A 24,534-nucleotide genomic window follows, 5' to 3' on the forward strand; every position below is an offset into this window, starting at 1 on the left:
CGCTGTTCGTTCACTCAAGAAATAAACTTTCACTACACTGATGAATTAATTGTGCAATCACTCCTGTCCAGCCAGTTTGGTGGCTTGCTCCTAAGCCAGCGCCATTGTCGCCATAAAAGTATTCATTAAAGGTGAGCAAATTTCGCCAATGAGAATTTGTCTGAAAAACCTTAACGGCACCGTAGACAGGTCGATGCCCGTTGGCATTTTGTTGAAAAATGCGTCCAAGTCGTTCTGACAACTCGATCGCTACATCCCTTAGCGTCATCCATTGTCCAGAATTAGTCGGGCATTCTACTTTGTAGTCATCTCCTAAGTATTGATGAAAGTGTTATAGGGCATCGATCAGCAGATAATTCATCGGAAAGTAAATCGGGCCGCGCCAGTTAGAATTGCCACCCTGAAAAATATTTTTACCCTCGGCATCTTTGCGGTTAACCCACCAAGTAAAGTTGAGCAGTAGCTTTTGAAATACTCGTTCCAGAAATCGTTTATCAGCGTGTCCGTAGAATTTCTGCTCGATGATGCTGAAATCAGAAGCAGATTTTAGCACCTTCAGCATCGGTTTTTTACTTTTTCCATCCCATGACCAAGTATTGCGAAACCAAAGCGACGGCAGCAGACGCAATGGCTTGGCCTAGGAACCGCGATTAGCGATCGTGATTTGAATTAATATATCTTCAGCAGAGGCTTTGGCGTACTCAACGAACACATCAAAGTAGCAGTCTTCGGCAAATACACCCGTGTCAAGTAATTCAAATTCCGGTTCCTGCTTGCTGCGGCGACAGTTCTCTTCGACTAGTTGAGTATAGGGAAATGCCTGCTGTGGATATTTGTACAAGAATTTCATATACGCATGAGTTAGCATATTGTCAATAAAAAAGTAGTATTCTTTAACATCTTCGCCGTGATTACCTTCGTTGCTCGTTAAGCCAAACAATCCGCTCTTTGAGGATCGGGTCTTGCTCGTTCCAGAGAGCGATCGCAAAACACAATCGCTGATGATTGTCAGAAATTCCGGCGATGCCATCTTCGCCCCAACGATAAGCACGGGATCTCGCATGGTCATGGGGAAAGTAGTCCCAAGCTGAACCATCGGGGCTGTAGTCTTGGCGCACAGTGCCCCATTGCCGCTCACTCAGGTACGATCACCCAGCGTCGCCAGTAAGCTTTGCGTTCTCAGTCTTCTTGCAAGCGTTGTTCTTCCGCTGTCATATTTATTTTAATTTACGCTCTTTGAATGAATCACTATAATAGGCTTTTTTAGTCGCTTCAGGCGTGAGTCTCTAATTTTCCCTACTTCCCTGCTCCCCTGCCTCATTACATTTCTTGATTGCTGGGACGAATCAAAATTTCGTTAACGCTAACACGAGCAGGTTGAGTGATAGCGTAAGCGATCGCAGCGGCAATGTCTTCTTTTTGCAACGGCTCGACAGAATTATAGAACGCCTCCACCTGCTGCCGTGCTTCTGGGTTAGAAATTTGACTGCTTAACTCCGTTGCCACAGCCCCCGGTTCAATCACAGTGATGCGAATTTTCTCTTTAATCACTTCTTTGCAGAGGGCTTCTCTACGAGAGGCTTCGCCAACGCTAAAGGCAATTACTCCAAACTTAACCGCGTTGTAAACTACATAGTTAGGAATTGGAATGCGACCAGCAACCGAGGCAATGTTGACAATATGTCTGCCGCCTTGTGCCTTCAGTATTAGCAAAACAGCATGGGTTGTTTTCATCAAACCCAGCAAATCAATATCAATCATGCGTTGCCAATCACTGATATCTGCACCTTCAACTGGTCCAACCAACATGACTCCAGCATTATTGATTAAAATGTCCATACCGCCAAAGTGAGACTGGGTTTTTTTCACCAGTTCTTGAATTTGAGCATCATTTGTAACATCAGCGGCAATTGGCAGTGCTTGTCCACTCCCATCCGTAATTTGCTTGGCTAACGCCTCCAGTTTTTACACTCGTCGAGCCGCAAGCGCAATTTTAGCTCCCTCAGCTGCAAGAGCGATCGCAGTTGCTTCACCAATTCCCGAAGATGCACCTGTAATTACTGCTACTTTGCCATCAAGTTTGCCTACCATGCGTTTCTCCTGTTATTAATTGTGTATTTCTGTGTGTTTCAACTAAGCGTAGACCGTGTTGTTATCCCAAAAGGCAGTAATTTTCGCAATCAAATTTTGAGGATTGAACTCAAAAATAAACAAATGAGGAACCGACAACGTACCACCTTTGTTCTGAATGTTGTCAATGTCCTTTGCTTGTGTGCCACTGTTTAACGTCTTGCAAACGACAGTACCATCCTTGCCCTCAATCAAACTTATGACTTGAGTTTTGAAATCGCGAAAGGCATCTACATACAGTTGCCATAATTGAGCAGCTTGGTGAACAGAACCTGTACCGCTATCTCATAAAGGAACATAGCGGAATGCCGCTGTGGGTGAGCAAAGTGTTAGCATTGCGGGAATTTCGTGAGCAGTGTAAGCATCAAAGAATGTTTGTACAGTTTTAGCATGATTTATGCTTTATTCTCTCAAGATTCAGCCAAGACCACCGTTACAGTGGATCGTTTGTCCATTAATCCAACCACCTTGTTGACTCAGTAAAAAAACCACAGTATCCGCAATATCTTCTGGATTTCCCAGCCGCTTCATGGGAGTCTTGTCGATAATAGATTGAATATCGTCTTGAGTTTTGCCTTGTCGCATCGTAGCGGTGTCTGTGGCTCCAGGCGCGATCGCGTTGACTGTAATTTGACGACCCGCTAATTCTTTAGCATGAATGTAGGTAAATTTTTCAATTGCCGCTTTTGCAGCCGCATAAACCGCTGCATTAGGTCGATTGAGACGGGTGACAATCGAGGTAAAGTTAATAATGCGTCCGCCTGGTTGCAGGTACTTTTCGGCTTCTCGCGAACACAGAAACGTACTGCGAACATTTACCGCAAGCATTTTGTCGAAGTCGCTGTCTGTAGTTTTAGCAATCGGCGCGTCTTCTGATTTCCACCCAGCATTGTTGATTAATGCATCCACTCGTCCAAATTCACTTATCGTTTGCTCAAATAAACGTTGGACATCCTCAGCATTACTGACATCGGCTTGCAATGCGATCGCGCTTCCAGCAGCAGATTTTATCGCTGCCACAGTTGCTGTGGCACCTTCTTCGCTACTAGCGTAGTTGACGACAACCAATGCACCTTCTTTGCCCAAACGTGTGGCGATCGCTTGTCCAATTCCACGCGAAGCACCAGTAACAATTATAACTTTCCCGGTAAGTTCTTGATTCATAAGGTTTTGTACAGTGTTGAACTACTATTTTTAAACGTAGCCGCCGCCTGCTTGAAAGGTTTCTCCTGTAAGGAATGCAGCATTTCTCGCTGACAGCAAATGCTCCCGACATCGGCGATATCTTCTGGTTCGCCGAGTCGATTGAAGGGCGATCGCTCTGCTGCTGCTTTTGCATCATCGCCAGAGTTGGCAAACATTTCGGTTTCGGTCGGCCCTGGTGAGACTGTGTTGACAGTGATGCTGCGATCGCCCAGTTCCATCGATAGCACTTTGCCCATGAGTTCAATGGCTGCTTTACTACCGCAATACAAACTAAATCCCGGCATTGGGCGGACAACCAGACCGCTAGAAATATTGACAATTCGCCCGTTATTGTTGAGACGATTGGTAGCTTCTTTCATACACAGAAAGGTTCCTTTAGCGTTCAGTGCAAACCGGTCAAAATATCCTGCTTGTGTGCCCCAATCACCTTTAAAAAACTAAAGGCTCCTACTGCAAGGAGCCTAACGAAGGCGCAATGCCATAGAACCCGTACCCACAAACATCAACCCGGTCAATAGTAGACGAGAACTGCGATCAAGAATCCATTGTTCCATTGGCAAGCTTAGACTAAAGTTGAAAACTATAGCACTCAAACCTACGAAAACCAGCAGGGCGGTTCCTAAAAGTTCTGCTGCATACTCTGCCCAATGCAATTGTCTCCAGCGAATGAGAGCAACCATGATTCACGAGGATGTATTAGTAAAAACTACTATTAATTTAAATTATTTTGCTCTATTCACAATTAGCATGTATATTCATCTCATCAAAGTAGGGATGAAAAAGTAACATAGGAACTGAAACAAACGTATATAGCGGTTCTCAGTTGGGTGCAATATAGTAACAACAGTGAGTGAACCATCCAATAATATCTTTTTTAGTCACTGCATCTAAGCCATTTGTGATGGCTTGATCTAATTCTTCGTAGGTTCTGACCGCAAGCGATGCCTGCGGGGGGCTACGCCTAAGCAAAAATTCTTTTACCTTCGACCAACAATTTTCAATTGGTGATAAAATCAGGAGGCGGGAGAAGACAAGTAGACGAGCTTGGCGCAACAGCTTCAATAGCTTTTCGGATGCCTGCTACTTTATGAGAACTGAAGTTATCCATGACAACAGTTGCGCCAGGCCAAAGATTTGGAACTAAAACTTGAGTAACATAGTCATGGCAGCAATGATGCCAGATGTTAACATTGCTCCAATCATCGTCACATTTTTTCTCCGAGTATTAGGACAATCATCATAAGCACGACTACCTTGAGGCGAACGAGCAAAACGTCTAGTCATAGCAATATTAACCGGAGGCAAAGCGTCTCCGGCTCCGCTCCTGCCTCATCGATAAATATCAAATCCTCTAGGTTTACTGAGCCAATGGTTGTCCAATACTCTGCTCTAAGTTTTTGGACTCGTTGTGTGTATTTTTCGCTCGCGTGCAATGTTTTTTTTACGCGTCAAATTCAGTTTTTGGGTGACTCTGCCCATTGTGGAGCGACTTATTTTTACCTGGGTCTTCTGTTCTAATCACTCGCACAATTCTACTAAAGTAGCATCATTATCTGACTCTACTAATAACTCTACCAATCCATTTAGTGACAGTAGTTGAATGCAAACAAAGAGCTTTGGCAATTTCGCCACAACTATCTTAAAACTATCCCTCTTCTGTCAGTCTCCGGAAACATTTGCCATTTCGGAATTCTAGAGCTTTTGTATAGCAAGCGTAGGTGTAGCCTGCCACAGGCATCGCACGATTCTTTTCTAATAACAAATCCAAGACCAATTTTTTTCTAATAACCCAAGTTGCTAGTTACTCTTATGGGCGATCGCTTTGAGGCAGTAAAGCAATAAAATGCCCTCTAAGAAGAAAATTAGGAGGGCTATATGCTAAACAAAATAATTGCCATATATGCTATCACAGACAACTTATTGAAGGCGATTGGGCATAATGAAGATTGTCGTAGAGAGATGAACGACGCAGAAATTATTACAACGGCTATCTGCGCGGCGATGTTCTTTAATGGTGATCATAGTAAGGCTTGTAGCTATATGAAAGACCATAGTTTGATATCGAATATGTTAGAGAAATCATGAGTTAATCGGAGATTACACAGTGTTTCAATGTTAATCAACGACTTATTTCATCAAGTAGGAATGGTACTGAAGGAAACTAGTGATTCCACTGAATATTTTTTAGACTTTTTCTCAGTACCCATCTGTGACAACATCCGAATATTTAATGCCAAGTTAATCAAGTCAGAGGATTATCGAGGTTACATTGCCTCAAAAAAACGGTATTTTTACGGTATTAGAGTCCAGTTATTAACGACAAAAAGTGGTATTCAAGTCGAATTTGTGTTTATGCCTGGTAGCGCTTCAAATGTACGTGCGCTCAGTGGCTTGCTGTTAAATATATCACTTAGTAGCGAACTATATGCTGATTCAACCTATACCGATTATACCGTTGAGGATAATCTGCAAGAAAATAGTCAAATATTCTTAAAAGTAATGTGTAAAAAGAATTCCAAGCGTCAAGATCAACCCTAGAATCAATATATTAAACAATCTACCCGACATGATATTGAAACCGTATTCAGTGGTATCACTGCTGTTTTTCCAAAATTTATTCATGCTTGTACCTGGCAAGGGTTTTTACTGAAGGTTGAAGCATTTATTTTTTCATCTACCCTACAACAAGCATTTATGAGATAGTTAAATATCTAACGCTAAATAATTTAGTATTTAAATTTTTGATTTAGTCAAAGTTGACGGTTGTGCGTAGCGCAACCGTCAACTTGTGATGGCGCTCGCATGAATTGACGGATGCAAAAAAAAGCAATATCCAAAGCTTTATACTAAAGCTATCCCTTTTGCTGTTTCTTGAACGATTAAATCGACAACATCTGACAAACGCCCCGTTCGTTTGTAAATTTCGCGTTGTCTTGTTGCACCATTCCCGAACTGCATCGTTGTATGTACAAGAGATGAGACTTCATCCCATTCTCCGTACTCCTCAAGCGATGGACGCACGAAGGTGAGAAAGTTTTCAACCATCTGCGGCGCTGGAACGGCTCTCATAGCGCTAAGGTCGATTAAATCCTCCTCTAATCCATAACGTGCGGCACGCCAGTGAGCAACACGTACAAGTTCGTGGCGGACTGCGGGAAACGGTTTCTCACTCATAGCTTCTTGGTAGCAAGTTCGCGCCAAAGCGCGTACAAGCCCTGCCACCATTACTGCTTCGTCTATCGTCTGGCAGACATCAGTCACTCGAAACTCTATTGTTGGAAAGCGCTCAGACAAACGCACATCCCAATAAATCTTTGTCGCTTCCGCTACACTTTTTGTTTCCATTAGAGCTTGTACAAGTACTTCGTAGTCAGTTAAGGACTCGAAAATGAGTGGCACTCCTGATATTGGCCATCGGTTCCAAATTTCAGTCCGATAACTTGCATAGCCTGTATCCGTACCTAGCCAAAAAGGTGAGGATGCTGCTAGTGCCAAAAGTGGAGAAAGCCATATACGGGTACGGTTGATCACCTGGATAGCGGTGGAGCGATCGCTAATTCCCACATGAACATGACAGCCAAAGATCACTAGTTCACGGGTGAGTTGTTGATAATCTCGCATCAAATCTTGATAACGTTCTTTAGGCGTGATCTGCTGTTCATCCCAATGTGAGAACGGGTGCGTCCCAGCAGCAGCAATTTGCTTACCGTCCTTAGCAGCCGCCGCAATCACTTCCTGGCGCAAACGAACAAGATCAGAGCGTACATCTGCAAGTGTTCTACAAATGGGTGTACCAATTTCTATCTGCGATTGCTGGGCTTCTGGCTGAACTTCAGAGCCAAGTGCTTTCTGGGCTTTTGGCAGAATCTGCTGCACACGCGAACTCAGTTCTCGTGTCGTCGGATTGATAATTTGATATTCCTCTTCGACGCCAATAGTAAATTCTTCAGTCTGAGATGACATTATGTAGTGTTTCCTTTGCTCAAGCGGCAGGTGCAGTTGGTCAATTTTGGTGAGAATCAAAGTAGAGGCTGCTCAATTCTAAGAGGGAGATATCAGTATTGGGTTGTAGATTCAGAAAGTAGGGATGAATTGGCAGTCGTCGAGCCTGACGGCGTACTTGTGGTGAAGACACAATCTGCTCGAGCGCACTCAGGTAGCTTTGGGCTGTTGTTTCCCAAGTGTAAATCTTCAGCACTCGCTGGTGACCAGCTTGGGCAAAATGTTGCCACTGTTGTTCATCGCACAGCAACAGCTCTAAGCCCCGCGCAATATCGGCAGGGTCTTCTGGATCAACAAGTACGCCATATTCGCTATCTCCCTGTTGCAAGCTCTCACTCGGGCCGCCATTTTGAGTTGCTACCACCGGCAACCCAGCCGCCGCCGCTTCTAAGGGAGCCAACCCAAAGGGTTCATAGAGTGCAGTCAGCGCAAATACCGAGTGGCGTTTAGCCATAAAGCGATAGGTTGCAGCTAGTGACTCTTGCGATTGATCTAATAAACTAAAAGCACTGATCTTGCTCCACAAGTCGTTTTCTTCAATCACCTCCCGAATGGGTGCTAATACCTCTTCGCTCATATCGTCGCTAGCCCTCTGGCGTAGCGGATCGTCTAGCCCCCCTGTCAGCAGAACTAAGTTAGCTCGTTCCTGAAGTGTTTGACTGATTGCAAAAGCTTGCACTAGCCCTAATAGGTTTTTTTTAGCCTCTAATCTACTAGATGCTAAGATAACGGGCAAATCTCGACGCAACTCAGCGATATCCCGTGCTAATCGCTCCTGAATCAGTTGATATATCTCTTCTTCATTTTGGGAACGTCTGTTAGTATCGAAGGTTGAGAAATCTACTCCTGGTGGAATCACCGCAAAGTGGCTGTCGTCATTTACGTCCACTGCATCACGATAGACTTGATGAGAGTACTGTTCAAAGCGTTCCTGTTTTGTACTGGTGATATTCATCGCCGAGTAATTCATGCTCAGGCGTTCGGCTAGGATGCGGTATCGGAAATGGAATTGTTCATCTATTTGTGTTAAATTCTTTGGAGTCACCTCCAGCTTGTCCATCTTTTGGGCACCGAGAGAATGAGCAGTAAACGTAAAAGGTATACCTGTCTTCTGTTCAATCAAAACGCCACACAGCCCCCCATCAGCGTAGTGGGCAGTCATCGCATCAGGTAACCCACCCTGCTGTTGATAAAATTTCAGGATGTTGGGTACCCAATCACGAATCAAATGAGACCATAAAAATTCTTTAGGCAAAAATTCTTTTGGACCTGCTGGTAATCGGATGATGCGGACGTTATCAACGTCTGGATAAGTGTCAAACTCTTCAGAAAACTCTGGCCACTCTGGGTCAATAATTTGGCGGGTGAGAATATCAACTTTGTGACCCTTTTGAGCTATGGCTATGGCGAGTTTCTTGACGTAGATCAGCTGACCCCCAAAATCTGAATGTTCTGTTATATGACTATTACCTAAATCAAAGTTACCTTGAGGGTTGAGAAATCCAATGTGCATCGCCCACTTCCTAATACAGGTTAATTTTTGCGTTTAAACTTCTGCCTGAAGACGGCAGCACGCAAAGCTTGGCGAGCCTTCCCAGCTTCCCAAGACTCAACAGTGTACGCAGTCCGACTGTGCATGAGTGCCATCAAAAAGTAATTTAAACAGCTTGTACAGATCCTTTTGACGCACATCTAACTGATTGGCACATTTTCCTAATTCTTAAGTTAATCACTACTGCTGTTCGCTCACATATACCAAATGACATAAACTGCTTTATCCGAATGGCACTCTTATTAAGCTGAAAGCCGTGAAAAATAAGAAGGATTATAGGCTGTAAAGCTATTAAACAGTGGTGTAGGATTCAGTCCATACTAAAGTATTACGCTCGACTAGTTATTGAACGGATAGAACAATCTGTGGAACAGGTGAGAGAATTACTCAGTACACTAACGAGCGTTGGGGCGTGATGCTGGAGTTCGAGTCGGTAAATTCAGACAGATTTACTCAATTGGTCACAGATGCCCATGATTAAGTACAGTGAATGGGGTAAGTTGTACAGTTGAAGGCGATCGCACGGTTTTGTTTAGTTTTAAAAATCAATGATGCTGTGGCTATTGCTGATGGTGAGCCGTTTTGGAATAAATATTAAACTCAGCGAAGCTGTCACCAGCCCCGCTGGTCTACAAAACCGTGCATAAAACTTTCGCTTTACACGGCTCCTCAATAACTTGACCCTTGTTATGGGTACTTCTCATTACCAAATCACTTTTGTTTCTGTATCACTCTTGAATTGATTATAAGAGTTGTCAGTGGTAGTTTTAACGTCGTGACAGTAACGATTTTGTAATTTTTAGCCTTTTCACCTGATAGGATGGCTACAAAATCTTTTACTATGCAAAGCTGTAAAAGAAAAATGTTTTGTTAAACATTATCTATGAACATCCATAAAGTCTCTACTACTTCCTTTAGCGACCAAAAGCCCGGTACTTCTGGACTGCGTCAATCAGTTAAGGTTTTTCAGCAGCCCCACTACCTGGAAAATTTTATCCAATCCATCTTCGATTCTGTGGGGGACTTACGCTTTCAAACCCTAGTTTTGGGTGGTGATGGTCGTTATTACAATCGCCAAGCCATTCAAATCATTTTGAAAATGGCTGCGGCCAATGGCATTAGGCGCATTAAAGTTGGTCAACAGGGGATTTTGTCTACTCCTGCGACTTCTGCAATTATTCGCAAGTACCAAGCTGTTGGTGGCATCATCTTGTCTGCTAGCCATAATCCAGGTGGGCCAAATGGTGACTTTGGTGTGAAATATAACATTAGCAATGGTGGACCAGCACCGGAAAAGGTGACTTTAGCTATCTACGAGCGCAGTAAAGTCATTGATAGCTACCAAATTCTGGAAGCACCAGATGTAGATTTAGAAACTTTGGGTGAGTCACATTTAGGAGAGACGCTTGTTGAGGTAATTGACTCCGTAGATGATTATCAAGAGTTAATGGAGTCCCTGTTTGATTTTGAACGGATTCACCAACTGTTGACAAGAGAAAATTTTCGGTTCAGCATCGATGCTTTACATGCAGTGGCTGGTCCTTATGCCCATGCCATTTTCGAGCAACGTTTGGGCGCACCAGTGGGAACAGTGCATAATGGTACACCCCTAGAAGACTTTGGGGGCGGACACCCTGACCCAAATCTGGTTTATGCCCATGAGTTGGTGGATATTTTGTACGCAGAGAATGCGCCAGACTTTGGAGCAGCTTTTGATGGAGATGGCGATCGCAATATGATCTTAGGGCGTAAGTTCTTTGTCACCCCTAGCGATAGCCTTGCAGTTTTAGCCGCAAACGCCAAGTTAGTCCCTGGTTATAGTGCAGGTTTAGCCGGGGTAGCGCGATCAATGCCTACTAGCCAAGCAGTGGATCGAGTTGCTGCTCAGATTGGGATTGAATCTTATGAAACACCCACTGGTTGGAAGTTTTTCGGCAATCTCTTAGACGCAGATAAAGCTACTCTCTGCGGTGAAGAAAGTTTTGGTACTGGTTCTAACCATATCCGCGAAAAAGATGGGTTATGGGCTGTGCTGTTTTGGCTGAATATCCTAGCAGTCCGGCAACAATCTGTTGAGCAGATTGTACGGGAACACTGGCAAACCTATGGACGCAATTATTACTCTCGTCATGACTATGAAGAGATAGAAACAAGGCAAGCAATCAACTTAATAGAAAGATTGCGTTCTTTATTGCCAACTCTCAAAGGCAAGCAATTCGGTAACTATCAAGTTGAATACAGTGATGACTTTAGTTATACCGACCCTGTTGATGGCAGCGTTAGCGAGCAACAAGGTGTTCACATTGGCTTTACCGATGGCTCTCGAATTGTGGTGCGACTTTCTGGTACGGGGACTCAAGGTGCAACCTTAAGAGTTTATCTAGAAAGCTACGAGCCAGATCCTGCAAAACATGACCTTGAGCCACAGCTTGCACTTGCTTCTTTAATTACTATTGCTCAGGAGATAGCCCAGATCCGCTCACTCACAGGACGGGAACAGCCAACTGTGATTACCTAGTACAAAGCTCTCGATAGTTTTTGAGCTTTGTAGTCAGCACAAAGCGTACTTAGAAAATAACTACGCTTTGTGCTTACTACGAATGTAACTCCAGCAAACATTTGAGATACTAAAAATCTTATAGCATTTCTTGATAACAGTTGAATATTTGAAGGTAAAGTAATGCTCAATATCGATTTAGAACGACTCCTTTATACGGTACAAATAGATTTTAAAACAGAGGTTACTAAGATTGCTGGACAAGTTTTTAGCGACACTGAGTTTCAGTTATCAACTCGAAAAATTGGTAAGGTTCATGCAGCTTTAGTTGTACCAGAAACCTATTTAAAATTATTAAATGAAGACTATCAAAACATTGTTGATAATAATTTAGCTATTACTTTTAAAAGTCAAAACCGTGCTGTAGGAAATTTTCAAGTAAATTATTTACCTAAAATAAATATCTTAACTATATCTGGGTACTACAAAGAGGGCACGGCTTATCTGTGTTATTCTCCAGCAATGAATCCTGATTGGTACAATGGCAGAGGTTATAAAATAGCTCGCCCTGATTGTATTGGAGAAAAGTTTGAGTTGTTAGCGAACAAGTTTTATCCATTTTTTGAAGAAGTTTTTGCAGTTTAATTAAAATTAAACCCATTGTCAGGATGGCTAGAGAGCGACGAATTATTTGACCAGAGCGACAGATTGTTTGTCACAAATCTAAATCCTTCTGCATTGTGTATTCCTGCATATTTATACAACTTCATGCCAACAACCATAAAAATTAGACTTCTCTACAGTCAAGCTTACAAGCACGAAGAACTTGATTCGTAATTTGTCATTATGGTCAAATAATCTATCGCTCTAGAAAATTAGCAAACAATTGAATTGTCAGTATCACAAACAGATGATTATGCAGCAAGGTTACAATTTTACCCATCTATGAAAAGGTTTTTACCATCCATAGTTCCCTTTACAGATAATGACTTTTAAAATCCGCGATTAAACCAGAATGCGCTCTGATCCATTTAGTTTGCCACTGCAATCAATGACGTTTTACCATTCACTCCACTATCATTATGGACTGCAACGGGAAGTGAGCATCGCCTAAAGCTTGAATGATTAGGTCAATTGTACTAATCTGGTTTCAATTTAACTAAAATAATATTGAAAGTCTGTCATCAGCCTGAATAATGGAACGACAATGAACTCACTTGGATCTAAGTCGAGCGTAGAACTAATTGAGCAAGGGATGTATCCTTTGAGCCACCCAAAAGATTGGTCATGCACATTCTGGCCTGCTGTCCCACTCTACCCCTACGGCAGGCGGCGGACACTTCGCAAAGAAATAGTTTTTGACACTATCTGGACTTTCGAGCAGCTTCAAGGCATTCTCTACACCATAGTGCCGATTCGTATGACTGTTATCAAACTCGCTGCCAGAGGTCTTCTGGTCTATGCACCCGTTGCTCCAACAACTGAGTGTGTCCGCTTGGTTAATCAGTTGGTAGTCAAAGTATGGTGAAGTTAAGTACATCATACTGCCAACCAGTTCTGGTCTGGAGCATAAAGTCTTTGTTGGCCCATTTTCGAGACGCTTTCCTCAAGCACAAGTCTTTGTTTCCCCTTCAACCTGCCCTTAGTTGGCTAGGCTTTCCCCAAAAACGAACTCAAGAACTTCCACACGACTCAAGCCTTGCTCCTTTCGCTTATGAGTTTGACTATGCAATATTGAACATCAATTTGGGACGAGGATCTTTTGCAGAAGTTGCAGTATTTCACAAGCAATCGCGCACTCTGCTTGTAACTGATTCTATACTTTCTGTTCCAGTTGACCCACCAGAAATCCTCCAATTAGATCCTTATCCCTTACTGTTTCATGCAAGGGACAATGCTTTGGAGATGCTCGAAGACAATGAAGACAACCGTCGCAAGGGATGGCAACGCATTTCATTGTTTGCGCTTTACTTCCGTCCAAGTGCGCTGAAAGTTACTCCAATCGCACAGATGTTTCGTGATGCTTTCAAAGCACCACAGCGAACACTAAAAACCTACTTTGGTTTATTTCCTTTTCGCTGGCAAGAAACCTGGCAGCAGGCATTCGATGCTCTACGAGGTCAGGGGCGACCATTTGTCGCACCGATTTTGCAAATCCTCATTCTTCCCCAAGCACCAAAACAAGTCCTCAACTGGGCTGATATAGTTGCAGTTAGGATTTTCAGCAGATTATTCCCTGTCACTTTGACTCGCAAATTTTAGCAAATCCGCGTCAATTTCGGCAAGCATTTGCTTTTCTTGAAAAAATGCCTCTGTAAATAATGACTTTTCTTCTACCGAAAGCCAGCCTCTATCGGAGGAAAACTTAAAATTCATTAAGGATCTTGAAGCGGGTCTAGTTAAGCGCAGTATCGCAACCCCAGCTAAAGAGAAGGTGTAATCAACATCCTAGCTGTAGAGACGCACAGTTGTACATTAGTGCCAACTTATAAGTGCAGTATTTGGTGGGTATCGACCAATTCAACCTTAAAAAGTTCGTTTAATCACAGTGGAGCATCAGCAAGTTATTAAGAAATATTTAAATATTTCGGATAAATTTACTACAGTAGCGTTTGCATAGAAGTTGCTCGACAATATTGATTTGAAGTTGGACTACGTTGCTCGGTTGGGTAAGCGTGGAAATCGGGAGTGCGTTTATCAATTCGTTACCCTGATGACGAGCGTGATTCGATTTTTGGGCAGTGGTTAAATCGAGATGAAGTATTTCAAAGTGAGTCGGTGTCAGCCACGAATAATATAGAGTTACAAACACAAATGACTGACACAATATCACACAATATTCCCCTTTAATTCAATCAGGTGGAAAGTCCTGCAACTCTTGGGTGGAAGGGGCTGACGCTGAAAATGCGCTTTGGACTAGAGGGCGCTTGTCAGTTCTACCAAGAGCTAGTTGACAAGATTGGTGATGCAATCGGCGCAGCTGATGGTGAACCAATAGGGAATGGATATTTGGGCATTGGTGTCAAGTTGCTGTTGACTTTGAGGACGGATGTAAGTCGGTAGTGTGCGATTGGTTAATGAGTGTTTAGCACTAACGGGACTTAAACAAAACAGGAAAGTAAAAAAGAGTATAATGCTATTTCAGCATAGCCTTCACGTTGAAAGAAGTTCATGAAAGAAACTACCCCCGCAGCCATGCCCCCAAGATGAGAAAGATGGTGTCAACGATTTGATGATCTGTTTACTCATAAAGGACAAGGCACACCGTGTAAGCATGGTCATAAGTTTAAGCTCAATGATCCTGAAACTTGGGCCGTGGCAACTGAAACTCTAGAAGTTGAAGACCTAAAATTTGATCTCAATTGGACTACCTGTGTTGATTTGGGACGAGAAAAAACTGAGAGCAGATTCTGACCAACTAAAACTCTTATACCATGTCAAACTAAAAGACAAAGTGTTGACGGAGGTTTTTAAAGATGGATTCTGTAGCCCAACTTGAGTCAGGATGGCACGATAGCGCACTTGAGAGCATTATAAATATAGTCAGAGCGCCCGATGGTGACTTTGAGAGTATTGGCAACCTCGCAAATACTGTTGCTGATTTGCATAGCTTACAAAAAATAATAGAACTTCTTCATAGCACCCCACAAGGAAAACAAGCATTTGAAAGACGCTCAAAATTAGGTGATATCGATCTCCAAAAACTTTATCGCTTACCTCCCAATACACTTGGATATGCCTATGCTGAACATCTGTTCAAAAACAATTTGCAACCTTTACACTCTGGGCAAGTAGAGAATGATTACCAATTTCTCGGAGCGCATATCACAGAAACACACGACATTTGGCATATTATTACTGGATGCGATACAAACATTCTTGGAGAAATTCAATTAGAAGCTTTTTATGTTGCCCAACTACACTTTTCGCGTTTCTGGTTAGCATTATTGGCTAAAAATCTTGTCAAAGCCGCTATTTACGATATTGAGGTTTCGACAAAATATATGGATGCAATAACTAAGGGATGGCTAATGGGAAAACAGTCCTTGCCCCTTTTCGGTATTGAATGGAATTCCTTGTGGTCAAAGCCATTGGAGAATGTCCGTAGTGACTTAAATATCATTCTTTGTGAAACTTAATAATATAAAACTGTTGCAACTACTGTTAGTCGTTGAGTGTGAATGTGAAAGTAATGTTAGCTTCTCTGGTGAAGAAAATAAAAGGAAATGTTGCGTCAAGAGGAGCAAGAAATATAGCGGTAGCATCTCTTCATAGAAGGCATCGCTATATTTCTTCTTGACTATTCATCGTACATTCATCGAGATAGATAACTTTTATTTTTAAAAGCAGGGCTATTTAAGCAATAAATCCTTGATTCCGCACCCAGAACTGTCACAAACGGTTATTACTGAAGTAAATATATGAAGATGGAATAAAAACATACATTTATTCAAACAGTAAAGATATTTGCTTGAGTAAAAGACACTAAAAGATATTCTCAATAAATAGCATTACACCCAAATTAATGCGATGAATTCTTATTTAGCTTTGTTCAATCTGACGATGAGTAGTTTCTTTGTACTAAAAATATCCCTTGCTTTGGTATGTGATAGTTCTGGGTGCAGAATCAAGGATAAATGCTTATTGTTTGTACTCAAAGTATTATTGATGGCTAAAATTCAGTATGCTCTAACAAGAATCGCTGATCATGCTGAAAATTTTAGTCACGGATACTACTGGCAATGTCGGTTAAGAAGTTCTGAGCTTACTGCAATCCCACGATTGTAATATCTGTGCTGGAGTTAGAAATCCAAACAACGCTAAACACCTCTTAGGCAACAATATTTAGTGCGTCCCTTTCGACTTTACCAATCCTGACACCTTTGATCGTGCTTTTTTTGAAGTCAATAAACTTTTTTTAGTGCGTCCGCCTGCCCTTGCTAATATTCCTAAACAAATTGCCCCCGCTCTAAATGCTGCAAAACTCGCAGGTGTTGAGCATATCGTGTTTCTTTCAATACTAGGAGCCGAACGCAACCGTTTTCTGCCACACTCCCAAATTGAACGCTATATTAACCAATTGGGCATAAAAGCTACCTTTTTACGGGCCAGCTTTTTTATGCAAAATCTTAATACTACACACACAGAAGACATCAAAGTTCGTGGTGAATTGCTTCTTGCGGCTGGTAATGGTCAATACCTTTGCCAAAAAAAGAGTATGAAGAGAGAGGGCGGATGTAGTAGAGTTATGGTCTTCCAAAACAACAACTCAAAAGCTACACATAGCCCATGTACGACATACTAGCATTGTTGCAATGCCTACTACCACAAATAAAAGTGACAACAATGCGCCAAATAAGCCAAATAATCATGGCGATGTTAGCCATGAGTGGTCGAGTCACGACGTTAGGAATATCAAGATGGGCAGGCATCGGAGGTAGCTATCGGACAGTGCTGAGATTCTTCCATACAGTCATACCGTGGGCGACAGTATTTTGGATATTTTTTCGACGGCATCTGTTTTGTCCAGATGATGTTTACCTGTTAGCAGGAGATGAACTAGTAATCAGTAAATCAGGCAAAGAAACTTATGGGTTGGACAAATTCTTCTCCAGCTTATTCAGCAAGCTGATAACAGAGCTTTTTTTGGGAATTCTCACATCTTAATACTGACTGTTTTCAGATATTCCTTAATCTAGTTTCTCAACCTAAAAGCTGATTCAGTACTAATTATTCAACTCGATAATGGTGCATTTCATAAAGCCAAACGTCTTTCCTTGCCAGATAATATCATTTTATTATTTCAGCCGGCACATTCAAAGAGAGTTAAATCCAATTGAGCAAGTTTGGCAATATCTTAAACGCCGACTTCGTTGGTTACTACCCAAAAACCTTGATGATTTACGTGCTGCTCTCTACCTTGAAATTGACAAATTAACCAAACCAATTATTGCATCTATTGCTAGAAGGCGATATATTTTAATGGCTTTATCTGTAGCCGGATTTTAGAGAATTGGTATAAATATTGACGAGCCACCCTAAGAGTGAAATGAACCAAGACCGCTATCAGATATGACTTTCAGGAAATTAAATGTTTGATTACTATTAATGATAATCATTATTATAGGGAAGTTTAGAGGCAACGGTCGGTTGTAAGTCACTTTAAGGTGACTTTTGCCGTGATCTTTTTCTCAAAGAGCGATCGCTTACGATGTGCCTATACCCTACCTGGATTTCTCGTAGCCCATTATCATTAAATATAAATTGTTGAGAATTAATTGGAGCTTAAAACCCTTACTATTTCTATGATTCCAGACATCATGGGAAAAATCAGGTCTACTGAAGGTGGTATTCTCACACAAGCAGCAGCAAAAAGAATAATTACGTTCTGATTTTCCTGTTTATGAAGCTCAAACTGAAAATCACGATTGCTGACCACTTTAGTGTTATAGAAGATCCACGCATAGATCGTACCAAACGACACAAGTTAATCGATATCATGACTATCGCCGTATGTGCTGTAATTTGTGGAACCGATGGTTGGGTAGCAATAGAGACATATGGATGTGCAAAGTATGAGTGGTTAAAAACATTTTTAGAGTTAGCAAATGGCATTCCTTCTCCTGACAGAGACGCTACGCGAACACAAGCGAGTCAAACGAGGAATCAAAAATAAACAGTTCCTTGCGGCGATGGATAACAACTATTTACTGAGAGTTTTAGCGTTAGCTTAAAATAGTACATCAAAACTTGAGTTGAATGATTTACATTAAAGGTTTAATTATTTTCTATAAAAATATACTTTTATGTACCCCATAATCGAATTATTTTAGTATTAATTAATAGCCATTAATTTGAAGATAAGCTAATTAAGATTTTGAGTAAATATTTGACTTATTTAATTTATAATTCCCTGAATATTTACAATTATTTATATCATTTTGAAATCTTTCTTAGTTTTTATTAGTAAATAAGATGCGTTCGCCCTGGGGTCATGCCGCTTTGAGACTTTTTTAGACTTGAGAAAGGGAAAAGCTTAAAAGGAAAGGGTTAAAGGAGTAAAAACAATTCTTTTCCCCTTTGCCCTTTCCCCCTTGCCCTTATCTCCTCCCTCCAGTGTGCGGTCGAAACATGAGATTAATCCGAGTGCCAACCACTTTGTTTGTTTTCGATACTTGATGCAGATGTGTGGACTGACAGCCTGGGTGCATCACAAGCAAGCTCCCGTGTTCTAGCCAGAAGTCCGTTGGTCTGCCGCCGATGGACTTGATTTGGAATTTACGACATGACCCCAGGCTGAGTAATACAATCGCTGGGTTGAATCCCATCGAAGATTCGTTGTCAGCGTGCCAACCGATGCTGTCTTGTCCACTGCGGTACTGATTTGCGATGACTATGCGGAACTTGTAGCCGGTGAGTGCAGTGATGTGATCGCGCAAGCTAGACAAAGCTTCTGTCCACCATAGTGGTTTCAAAAACACGCTATTCGAGTAGAGGTAGTTGCACCCGTTGTCCCCGTAAATACATTCGAGGCGGGGGACAGGTATTGTTATTTAAGTCTTCCATTGCCCCTTTGTTATTTCCCATTTGAACGTGAATGATACTTCTAAGAAAGTAAGCACCAGGTTCAGAACCAATTTTGATAATTTTTTTGATATCTTCACTCGCTTGTTTATTATTACCTGAAAGAAGATAAGCAAAACTTCGCATGGTATATCCATTAGCATTTTTGGGATTTACTTGTATTGCTTGGCTAGCGTTTTCTATTGCCTGCTTATAGTCATCAATAAGTAGCATCACCATCGCTCGAAAAAAATACCCATCAACAGAATAGTTATTGAGAACTAAAAAGTGATTAGAATCTTCAGTTGCTCCTTTTACATCTCCTGTTAGCGCCCTAACCAGAGCGCGTATATAGTATCCTTGTTCAGAATCAGGATTTATTGCTAATGCTCTATTTATATCTTGAATACACGTGTTATAATCTCCTAAAATAAATTTAATTATACCTTTAATTAAGTAAGCATCATCATTGTCTCCATCAGCTTATATTGCTTTAGTGGAACTATTTAATGCTCGCTCATACTCTTTTGATTTATATCGCTTAAAACACTGTTATAATAACTCATCAATATTTGATTGTGCTAAAAGTAATGGTTGATTTGGTGCAATTTTTAAAGTCTTAACTGAAAAATTATTGCCTACATTCTTGTCTACAGAAATGTTAGTGATCGCCTCTGATTTTGCAGTAGAAATTGTCCCTACTAAACTTAAAGCAACGACAGCAGCGCTGAGAGATAAATATTTAACTTTCATCTTCTATACCTCCAAACTTTATACACATATATCTTCAGCGTCAGGAACTTATGTAAAAATTTCACTGCAAACCAAACTTTCTCAAACCCTCCTATTTACTCAGATTCGCCAATCAGCGTAAATGCAGCCCACTTTCTCGGACTATTAGAATACTTGTCTTTCATTTTCAGCATTGCCACACGTAATGCCTGCGCTTTGTCAAGTCTGTTTTTGTATAAATTCTTATAAAATTCCGTCATCAGTTGAGCAGTGGGTGCATCGGGAACAGCTCAAAGGGAGACGATAACACTGGGAGTTCCAGCAATAAATAGCGATCGCGATAAGCCAATTACCCCATCACCAGTAATGCGTCCCCTACCTGTATCGCAAGCACTGAGGACAACTAAATCTGCTTTGAGTTTCAATTGAGTATTTCCTCGGCGGTGAGTAAAGCGTTATCGTTATTGTTAGCAGTAGGAGCTAAGGCTATCGCACTTTTTAAAGCTTGGAAATTATTGAGAATACCGTGGGTAGCGAGATGGATAATTTTAGCTTGGGGTATTTTCGATAGGACTGCGGCTTTATTTGCAGCATCACCCGTGAGTGCTTTTGTACCTAATAATTTAGCGATTACATCTGCTTCAAGTTTGGCTCCTGGTAAGTCTGCTAATTTCTGCGGTTCATCACCAATTTTGGGACTTATACTCGGCATGGTGGGATTACCGACTATGAGAGTATCAGATGCAGGGGAAAGTTGATTTTTTTGCTTTTGCTGTCGAGTTAACTCTAATACCTGTATTGATGGGGCCGTTAAAATTGTGTGTTTTTCAATCAGGTATTTACCCTTTTGGTCTAATAGTGCGGGGAAGGGAACCAGGAATAATTCATCTTGCGGGACAAAAATCACGCGATCGTCTGGTTTGGTGGGGAGAAGGTCAGCGATGGGTTCGATTAAGATTTGATGGAGTTGTTTTAAGTATTTGCTTGGGTCATCATCAGGGGATGGGAAGGTTGTGATTTGAAATTGGTCGCGTTTGGTTGTGGTGTTTTGGGTAGTGGAATTGGTTCGTGTGAAGAGATTGCGATCGCTTACTCCTATAGAATCACGAATATTTTCAACCAGTTCTTCGAGAGTGGTATTTTGTTTTTCTAAAAAAGGTTTGAGGTCAACGGGGTGAAATTTGATTTCACCTGTGGGTTTAACAACCCATATATATACCTGACTTTTCCCGTTAAGTCTGTTTTGCAAGCTGCCAACCTTTGCAAAGGTCGTGCAGGGGGAGCATCCCAGTTTTTTGCAAAGAGGGTGAAGATGAGTCAGTATAAGTAAGAGGAGTGTATTTATCTACCCATGACTCCAGAACAAAAGCAAGCTCTTCAAGAACATATTCAAGCGATCGCTAAAATACTATACGAGGATACGCCACCAAAAAGGCTAACAAATCTTGCAGGAATTGAGGAGGCAGTGCGAAATCAAATGCAGGGTACAAACGACGACTAAAAAGTATTTTGGGAGAATTACCAATCACAAGTAAGCAAGCACAGCAATTGGAAGTTGCTTCTAACAAGCAACTAAGTCCGTATCTGGAAATTTGCTGTTTACGTATGAGTGCCAATGTCAGCTATGAAGATGCAGCAGCAGATATTCAAAAACATCCTCTAAGTATTCATTCGTTCATAAATAGCAGAACCGGCAACCGAGAATTGGGTGAGATAGGTAAAGATCCAAAACTTGATGACAGAATCCATCATGACCGGAACTGTGGCAATGAATGTATGGATGACCACTTTGCTTTCGGGTAACCCAAAGTGATGCGCTATGCCTTCTAGCAGCACTTCCCAACCCTCAGCCGAGTGAAAGCCCACAAACATATCTGTCACCAGGATAAAAATAAATACTTTGACTGGATCGCTCAAGCTCAGAAAATTGCGAATGTTAGCCAATTTGTTGCGATTGAAGTAGACAATGCCAGCAAACACCACGATTGCTATCCCATCCGCTATCAGGTTTTTCAGTCCATTGAAAGCGTGTTCGCGGGATTCGCGCCAGAGTTCAGTAGCTTTTTCTTGCAGTCGCTCTTGCCGTTCTGCGGGTGACAATTCTGGAACAAGTCCCAACAACCCTCGAACTTCTAGCTCGTCTTTAAATGCGTTAAATTTGGCAGCATATTTTTCCTTAATTTCTTGACTTAATTCAATTTTCGTCGGATTTTTTTCACTATGGCTTCTCAGCACAGGTTCAAAAACCAAGTTCTTAGCCAGAATTTGGATTAACACTGGCACCAGCAACAGAATGAGGAGCCAACGAATTGCCAGTTTGTCCTGCTTACGCCGCAGCCAGATTTCTTGAATTACCTGCTGCTCATACTTGGGATCGAGTTCTTTACCGAGCGAAAATCCTCCTTGAAAAAATCCCGTTCGATTTCGCTTTAGTGGATTATTTTGGTTGGTAATGATTGAAGGATCAATCGTTTTAGCGATCGCATCGATGTTTGCTGGTTTGCTGGGTTCTTGAGCAGTGTCTGAAGCTGTAGGAGTCGGAGCGCTGTTCTTTAAATCAAGCGCCAGCTGTTCTAATTCACCCTATTCCGGCTCTCGATATTTACTGATAACGACATCAATAAAATTTAACTTTGACGACACGACTGCATCGCTATCCACGATCGGTTCATTCGTGAGCGATTCTGGTTGAGCTAAATCAATCTCTGGGTCAGGCGGCTGGCGATTTAACAAAAAACTGTTGAGGCGAAATTGCGCTAAGTTGGTTTGGACAATGAACAGTTGCCGATCGCGTAAACTCTGCACGTACTCCACTAGGGTTTTGGTTTGATTGGGCGCATAGGTAATCTTGCCACTATCAAAATATCGGTCTTCCAGCACTTTAATATTCTGCGCCGCTTTATAAGCTGCTTCTAGAACCTGAAGCTGCCTACGATTCAACCATTGATTCCATCGATTAAGATTGAGTGGACTGAAATTCATATTTTTAGGAATTCATATTTTTAGGTTAAAATACTATATTTGAAAAATCACTTACGAACTAATCCTTGGGGAAATCCTGGTGGTAGCGACCTGACTAAATAGACCTTTACTGCTTGATCACGATTCGAGTTTTTCACATAAGATGCACTTAGAAAAGGACGATATTCAGTCTGGTGAGCAAGATATACTTTCATAAAAGCTGTACTAAAAGCCTGAAAAAGAATGCGTCCTAATTCTGGATTGCGCTCAGAGAAACCAAAGAAACGGTTAGAAGATGGTAAAACTACATTACTCACACCAGCAATCAAATCAGTATGAGTCCCTTTGTCACCAATACCCAAATACTTTTCTTTGGTAGTCAACCAGTTAAATGCTTGTATTTGTTCTAAAAAGACGGGAGTAACCGTGTCTGAGGCTCCAGCAGCAATGGCTACGGGAATTTCGATGCGGCTAATACCTGCTTGTCCAAGAATACTACTAGTAACTGGATTGAGAGCAATCACAGCTTGAACTCGGCGATCGCGTAAATCTAGATTGCTTAAGTTTTGTTGTATTTGTTCATAATCAGGAGAATTTTTTCCCAGTGCCAAAGCACGACACTGCAACAACAATGAAACATTGACCGGATCGGGTTAAGATTTACAATTTTTCTGCAACTGATTAATATTGATGCGTGCGCCAGCCAAGACTAAGGCTGTGTAACCACCAAAAGATTGTCCAATTACGCCGACTTGTTGTCCGTTGATTTTTCCTTGTAGCCAAGGATCAGATTTTGAACGCTGTTCTAATTGATCGAGCACAAAAGTTACGTCTAAGGGTCGGTCAATCAATTCTGTGTCTGCAAATACTTGTTGACTTGTCCCTTTTAGTAGTGCTTGCATGGAATCGTAACGGCACTGATAGGTTCAGTGATTGGCTTTGGAGCAGCCCAACTGGGTCAACGCGATTTCAATCACCTGAAGTATGAAGACAAATCGTACCACAACTTATATCGAAACTATGCGTTGATTGGAGCAGGATTAGGCTTTGCAGTCGGTGTTGGACAGGCCTGTGTTCGAGAATTAAAAGCACAACGGGATCGGGAAGAAATCTAGACCTGTTAAATGGCACAAGTGATTAGACGAGCGAAGAAGTAGTTCGTCATTTTTGAGCCGAAGGGGGAATTCTACCAGCGGGAGGGATGACAGCCTTTTGGTGCATTCAGGGTATAGTCCAGTTCGTCACATTTTTGCCACTGACCATTGATTCGCCAACCGACCTGCTCGCCAAAGCGTTCAATTACGGAATTGTCCTGGGCGATCGTGGTATTGAGACTCCTGCCGACACTTTGATACTGTTGAACCTGAGCGCTAAATCCAAATTGCTCTTTGCTGTGGGTTGTCCACAATTTGTCAATGACGCGTAGTTGATTGCACGGGAACTGCCTGACATCATTGGGAGTAATGGACTCTAGATCGGGTTGTCCGCTAATTTCCACAATCACTCGAATGGTTTCTAAGTCAGCTTCTTGCTAGCTACCTGCTGTAAGTAACTCATTTAACTGCTGAAATCGATAAACATCTGCAATCAGAAGTAAAGTTACTTCAATTTTCTCAACTCGTTCTGAAAGCGATAATGGTTGAGTTTTCGTTTCGAGTTGGGTAGTGCGATGGTCAAGTTGAACATCCTTCTTTTCTGGATTTGTAGACATTGTTTCATCCTCTAATACCATTTTATATTTGCAATTTTGGATGACACGAAAATGCATCCTGTAGGGTCTATCAATGACCGCCACCATGAAAGAACAAAAACTTAATAAGGATGATGACAGTTGGAAAAAAGATCAGATGGTCTACCCAATCGTCGAGTTCCCAATCACCAAATAATTTTC

The 24,534-nt window shown here is 41.8% G+C and carries 22 protein-coding genes and 11 pseudogenes; 13 read left to right on the forward strand and 20 right to left on the reverse strand.

Annotation, left to right across the window (positions count from 1 at the left end):
- Positions 1 to 10 precede the first annotated feature (10 nt).
- From V7K60_RS35060 to V7K60_RS03555, 7 genes and pseudogenes are all read right to left on the reverse strand, one after another.
- Entirely contained in the window at positions 11 to 268 is a 258-nt protein-coding gene (locus V7K60_RS35060; protein ID WP_442944330.1) for a hypothetical protein, read from the reverse strand.
- A gap of 249 nt (positions 269 to 517) precedes the next feature.
- Positions 518 to 1,215, reverse strand: a pseudogene (locus V7K60_RS35065) (MGH1-like glycoside hydrolase domain-containing protein); the annotation flags it as partial.
- A 105-nt stretch (positions 1,216 to 1,320) separates the two neighbouring features.
- Positions 1,321 to 2,091 (reverse strand): annotated as a pseudogene (locus V7K60_RS03535) (SDR family NAD(P)-dependent oxidoreductase).
- Positions 2,092 to 2,547: 456 nt separating this feature from the next.
- The gene (locus V7K60_RS03540) at positions 2,548 to 3,294 is read right to left on the reverse strand and encodes a glucose 1-dehydrogenase (RefSeq protein WP_334922987.1); all 747 of its coding nucleotides are present in this window, start codon (positions 3,292 to 3,294) and stop codon (positions 2,548 to 2,550) included.
- Complete coding sequence (locus V7K60_RS03545; protein ID WP_334923035.1) at positions 3,291 to 3,722, reverse strand: SDR family oxidoreductase; 432 nt, start codon at positions 3,720 to 3,722, stop codon at positions 3,291 to 3,293. The genes V7K60_RS03540 and V7K60_RS03545 overlap by 4 nt, the downstream gene beginning before the upstream one ends.
- 75 nt (positions 3,723 to 3,797) lie before the next feature.
- A complete protein-coding gene (locus tag V7K60_RS03550) occupies positions 3,798 to 4,016 on the reverse strand; it encodes a hypothetical protein (RefSeq protein WP_334922989.1) in 219 nt (72 codons plus the stop codon).
- 460 nt (positions 4,017 to 4,476) lie between these two features.
- Positions 4,477 to 4,620: a hypothetical protein gene (locus V7K60_RS03555; RefSeq protein ID WP_334922991.1), complete on the reverse strand. Its 144-nt coding sequence runs from the start codon at positions 4,618 to 4,620 to the stop codon at positions 4,477 to 4,479.
- Between the two features lie 591 nt (positions 4,621 to 5,211).
- Here V7K60_RS03555 and V7K60_RS35070 point away from each other — a divergent pair.
- Positions 5,212 to 6,039 (forward strand): annotated as a pseudogene (locus V7K60_RS35070) (IS982 family transposase).
- A 138-nt stretch (positions 6,040 to 6,177) separates the two neighbouring features.
- Here V7K60_RS35070 and V7K60_RS03565 read toward each other — a convergent pair.
- Positions 6,178 to 7,299, reverse strand: a complete 1,122-nt coding sequence (locus V7K60_RS03565; RefSeq protein WP_334922994.1) for a carboxylate-amine ligase — start codon at positions 7,297 to 7,299, stop codon at positions 6,178 to 6,180.
- 40 nt (positions 7,300 to 7,339) lie between these two features.
- Complete coding sequence (locus tag V7K60_RS03570; RefSeq protein WP_334922996.1) at positions 7,340 to 8,851, reverse strand: glycosyltransferase; 1,512 nt, start codon at positions 8,849 to 8,851, stop codon at positions 7,340 to 7,342.
- A 922-nt stretch (positions 8,852 to 9,773) separates the two neighbouring features.
- Here V7K60_RS03570 and V7K60_RS03575 point away from each other — a divergent pair.
- From V7K60_RS03575 to V7K60_RS03620, 10 genes and pseudogenes are all read left to right on the forward strand, one after another.
- Positions 9,774 to 11,408 (forward strand): alpha-D-glucose phosphate-specific phosphoglucomutase, encoded by a 1,635-nt coding sequence (locus tag V7K60_RS03575; RefSeq protein WP_334922998.1) that lies wholly within the window; start codon positions 9,774 to 9,776, stop codon positions 11,406 to 11,408.
- A 162-nt stretch (positions 11,409 to 11,570) separates the two neighbouring features.
- Positions 11,571 to 12,032 (forward strand): hypothetical protein, encoded by a 462-nt coding sequence (locus V7K60_RS03580; protein ID WP_334923000.1) that lies wholly within the window; start codon positions 11,571 to 11,573, stop codon positions 12,030 to 12,032.
- Between the two features lie 610 nt (positions 12,033 to 12,642).
- Positions 12,643 to 13,827 (forward strand): annotated as a pseudogene (locus V7K60_RS03585) (DUF4336 domain-containing protein).
- A gap of 248 nt (positions 13,828 to 14,075) precedes the next feature.
- Positions 14,076 to 14,237, forward strand: a complete 162-nt coding sequence (locus V7K60_RS03590) for a hypothetical protein (RefSeq protein ID WP_334923002.1) — start codon at positions 14,076 to 14,078, stop codon at positions 14,235 to 14,237.
- Between the two features lie 9 nt (positions 14,238 to 14,246).
- Positions 14,247 to 14,450 (forward strand): hypothetical protein, encoded by a 204-nt coding sequence (locus V7K60_RS03595; RefSeq protein ID WP_334923003.1) that lies wholly within the window; start codon positions 14,247 to 14,249, stop codon positions 14,448 to 14,450.
- Positions 14,451 to 14,863: 413 nt separating this feature from the next.
- Positions 14,864 to 15,526 carry a Coq4 family protein gene (locus V7K60_RS03600; RefSeq protein WP_334923005.1) on the forward strand — a complete coding sequence of 221 codons (663 nt, stop codon included), beginning with the start codon at positions 14,864 to 14,866 and terminating at the stop codon, positions 15,524 to 15,526.
- 740 nt (positions 15,527 to 16,266) lie between these two features.
- Positions 16,267 to 16,692: pseudogene (locus V7K60_RS03605) on the forward strand (NmrA family NAD(P)-binding protein); the annotation flags it as partial.
- A pseudogene (locus V7K60_RS03610) lies at positions 16,677 to 17,030 on the forward strand (transposase); the annotation flags it as partial. The pseudogenes V7K60_RS03605 and V7K60_RS03610, both read left to right, overlap by 16 nt.
- Positions 17,031 to 17,132: 102 nt before the next feature.
- Complete coding sequence (locus V7K60_RS03615) at positions 17,133 to 17,396, forward strand: hypothetical protein (protein WP_334923007.1); 264 nt, start codon at positions 17,133 to 17,135, stop codon at positions 17,394 to 17,396.
- 394 nt (positions 17,397 to 17,790) lie between these two features.
- Positions 17,791 to 18,015 (forward strand): annotated as a pseudogene (locus tag V7K60_RS03620) (transposase family protein); the annotation flags it as partial.
- A gap of 472 nt (positions 18,016 to 18,487) precedes the next feature.
- On the opposite strand, the gene V7K60_RS03625 reads toward V7K60_RS03620, so the two are convergent.
- From V7K60_RS03625 to V7K60_RS03640, 5 genes and pseudogenes are all read right to left on the reverse strand, one after another.
- Positions 18,488 to 18,862: an alpha-ketoglutarate-dependent dioxygenase AlkB family protein gene (locus V7K60_RS03625; RefSeq protein WP_334923009.1), complete on the reverse strand. Its 375-nt coding sequence runs from the start codon at positions 18,860 to 18,862 to the stop codon at positions 18,488 to 18,490.
- A 7-nt stretch (positions 18,863 to 18,869) separates the two neighbouring features.
- Positions 18,870 to 19,190, reverse strand: coding sequence for a tetratricopeptide repeat protein (locus V7K60_RS03630; protein WP_334923011.1), 321 nt, complete (start codon positions 19,188 to 19,190; stop codon positions 18,870 to 18,872).
- A 141-nt stretch (positions 19,191 to 19,331) separates the two neighbouring features.
- A pseudogene (locus tag V7K60_RS35075) lies at positions 19,332 to 19,403 on the reverse strand (hypothetical protein); the annotation flags it as partial.
- A 99-nt stretch (positions 19,404 to 19,502) separates the two neighbouring features.
- The gene (locus V7K60_RS03635; RefSeq protein WP_334923013.1) at positions 19,503 to 19,703 is read right to left on the reverse strand and encodes a hypothetical protein; all 201 of its coding nucleotides are present in this window, start codon (positions 19,701 to 19,703) and stop codon (positions 19,503 to 19,505) included.
- A 95-nt stretch (positions 19,704 to 19,798) separates the two neighbouring features.
- A pseudogene (locus V7K60_RS03640) lies at positions 19,799 to 20,931 on the reverse strand (CHAT domain-containing protein).
- A gap of 102 nt (positions 20,932 to 21,033) precedes the next feature.
- On the opposite strand from V7K60_RS03640, the pseudogene V7K60_RS03645 reads away from it, so the two are divergent.
- Positions 21,034 to 21,332 (forward strand): annotated as a pseudogene (locus tag V7K60_RS03645) (ISKra4 family transposase); the annotation flags it as partial.
- A 9-nt stretch (positions 21,333 to 21,341) separates the two neighbouring features.
- On the opposite strand, the gene V7K60_RS03650 reads toward V7K60_RS03645, so the two are convergent.
- Genes V7K60_RS03650 through V7K60_RS03665 form a run of 4 tightly spaced genes read right to left on the reverse strand, consistent with a single transcriptional unit; the run spans position 21,342 to position 23,545 of the window.
- Entirely contained in the window at positions 21,342 to 22,250 is a 909-nt protein-coding gene (locus V7K60_RS03650) for a hypothetical protein (protein WP_334923036.1), read from the reverse strand.
- 15 nt (positions 22,251 to 22,265) lie between these two features.
- The gene (locus tag V7K60_RS03655; protein ID WP_334923015.1) at positions 22,266 to 22,664 is read right to left on the reverse strand and encodes a hypothetical protein; all 399 of its coding nucleotides are present in this window, start codon (positions 22,662 to 22,664) and stop codon (positions 22,266 to 22,268) included.
- Between the two features lie 47 nt (positions 22,665 to 22,711).
- Positions 22,712 to 23,254: an alpha/beta hydrolase family protein gene (locus V7K60_RS03660; protein WP_334923017.1), complete on the reverse strand. Its 543-nt coding sequence runs from the start codon at positions 23,252 to 23,254 to the stop codon at positions 22,712 to 22,714.
- A gap of 42 nt (positions 23,255 to 23,296) precedes the next feature.
- Entirely contained in the window at positions 23,297 to 23,545 is a 249-nt protein-coding gene (locus V7K60_RS03665; RefSeq protein WP_334923021.1) for an alpha/beta hydrolase family protein, read from the reverse strand.
- Between V7K60_RS03665 and V7K60_RS03670 the strand changes: the two genes are divergently transcribed.
- Complete coding sequence (locus V7K60_RS03670; RefSeq protein ID WP_334923023.1) at positions 23,540 to 23,758, forward strand: hypothetical protein; 219 nt, start codon at positions 23,540 to 23,542, stop codon at positions 23,756 to 23,758. The two genes, V7K60_RS03665 and V7K60_RS03670, sit on opposite strands and share 6 nt — an antisense overlap.
- 71 nt (positions 23,759 to 23,829) lie before the next feature.
- On the opposite strand, the pseudogene V7K60_RS03675 reads toward V7K60_RS03670, so the two are convergent.
- Both V7K60_RS03675 and V7K60_RS03680 read right to left on the reverse strand, forming a co-directional pair.
- Positions 23,830 to 24,162: pseudogene (locus V7K60_RS03675) on the reverse strand (GUN4 domain-containing protein); the annotation flags it as partial.
- Positions 24,163 to 24,174: 12 nt separating this feature from the next.
- The gene (locus tag V7K60_RS03680; protein ID WP_334923025.1) at positions 24,175 to 24,354 is read right to left on the reverse strand and encodes a hypothetical protein; all 180 of its coding nucleotides are present in this window, start codon (positions 24,352 to 24,354) and stop codon (positions 24,175 to 24,177) included.
- Between the last annotated feature and the right edge of the window lie 180 nt (positions 24,355 to 24,534).

It is taken from the genome of Nostoc sp. (genome assembly GCF_036917555.1).
In the GTDB taxonomy this organism is placed as follows: Bacteria; Cyanobacteriota; Cyanobacteriia; order Cyanobacteriales; family Nostocaceae; genus Nostoc.

What these genes read in the sequence shown, in the direction of transcription:
- V7K60_RS03655 (WP_334923015.1), bottom strand. Translation starts at nt 22,664, where the DNA reads ATGAATTTCAGTCCACTCAATCTTAATCGATGGAATCAATGGTTGAAT.
- V7K60_RS03540 (WP_334922987.1), bottom strand. Translation starts at nt 3,294, where the DNA reads ATGAATCAAGAACTTACCGGGAAAGTTATAATTGTTACTGGTGCTTCG.
- V7K60_RS03565 (WP_334922994.1), bottom strand. Translation starts at nt 7,299, where the DNA reads ATGTCATCTCAGACTGAAGAATTTACTATTGGCGTCGAAGAGGAATAT.
- V7K60_RS35060 (WP_442944330.1), bottom strand. Translation starts at nt 268, where the DNA reads ATGACGCTAAGGGATGTAGCGATCGAGTTGTCAGAACGACTTGGACGC.
- V7K60_RS03615 (WP_334923007.1), top strand. Translation starts at nt 17,133, where the DNA reads ATGGTGCATTTCATAAAGCCAAACGTCTTTCCTTGCCAGATAATATCA.
- V7K60_RS03665 (WP_334923021.1), bottom strand. Translation starts at nt 23,545, where the DNA reads ATGCAAGCACTACTAAAAGGGACAAGTCAACAAGTATTTGCAGACACA.
- V7K60_RS03575 (WP_334922998.1), top strand. Translation starts at nt 9,774, where the DNA reads ATGAACATCCATAAAGTCTCTACTACTTCCTTTAGCGACCAAAAGCCC.
- V7K60_RS03580 (WP_334923000.1), top strand. Translation starts at nt 11,571, where the DNA reads ATGCTCAATATCGATTTAGAACGACTCCTTTATACGGTACAAATAGAT.
- V7K60_RS03555 (WP_334922991.1), bottom strand. Translation starts at nt 4,620, where the DNA reads ATGACTAGACGTTTTGCTCGTTCGCCTCAAGGTAGTCGTGCTTATGAT.
- V7K60_RS03630 (WP_334923011.1), bottom strand. Translation starts at nt 19,190, where the DNA reads ATGGTGATGCTACTTATTGATGACTATAAGCAGGCAATAGAAAACGCT.
- V7K60_RS03550 (WP_334922989.1), bottom strand. Translation starts at nt 4,016, where the DNA reads ATGGTTGCTCTCATTCGCTGGAGACAATTGCATTGGGCAGAGTATGCA.
- V7K60_RS03600 (WP_334923005.1), top strand. Translation starts at nt 14,864, where the DNA reads ATGGATTCTGTAGCCCAACTTGAGTCAGGATGGCACGATAGCGCACTT.
- V7K60_RS03635 (WP_334923013.1), bottom strand. Translation starts at nt 19,703, where the DNA reads ATGAAAGTTAAATATTTATCTCTCAGCGCTGCTGTCGTTGCTTTAAGT.
- V7K60_RS03570 (WP_334922996.1), bottom strand. Translation starts at nt 8,851, where the DNA reads ATGCACATTGGATTTCTCAACCCTCAAGGTAACTTTGATTTAGGTAAT.
- V7K60_RS03680 (WP_334923025.1), bottom strand. Translation starts at nt 24,354, where the DNA reads ATGTCTACAAATCCAGAAAAGAAGGATGTTCAACTTGACCATCGCACT.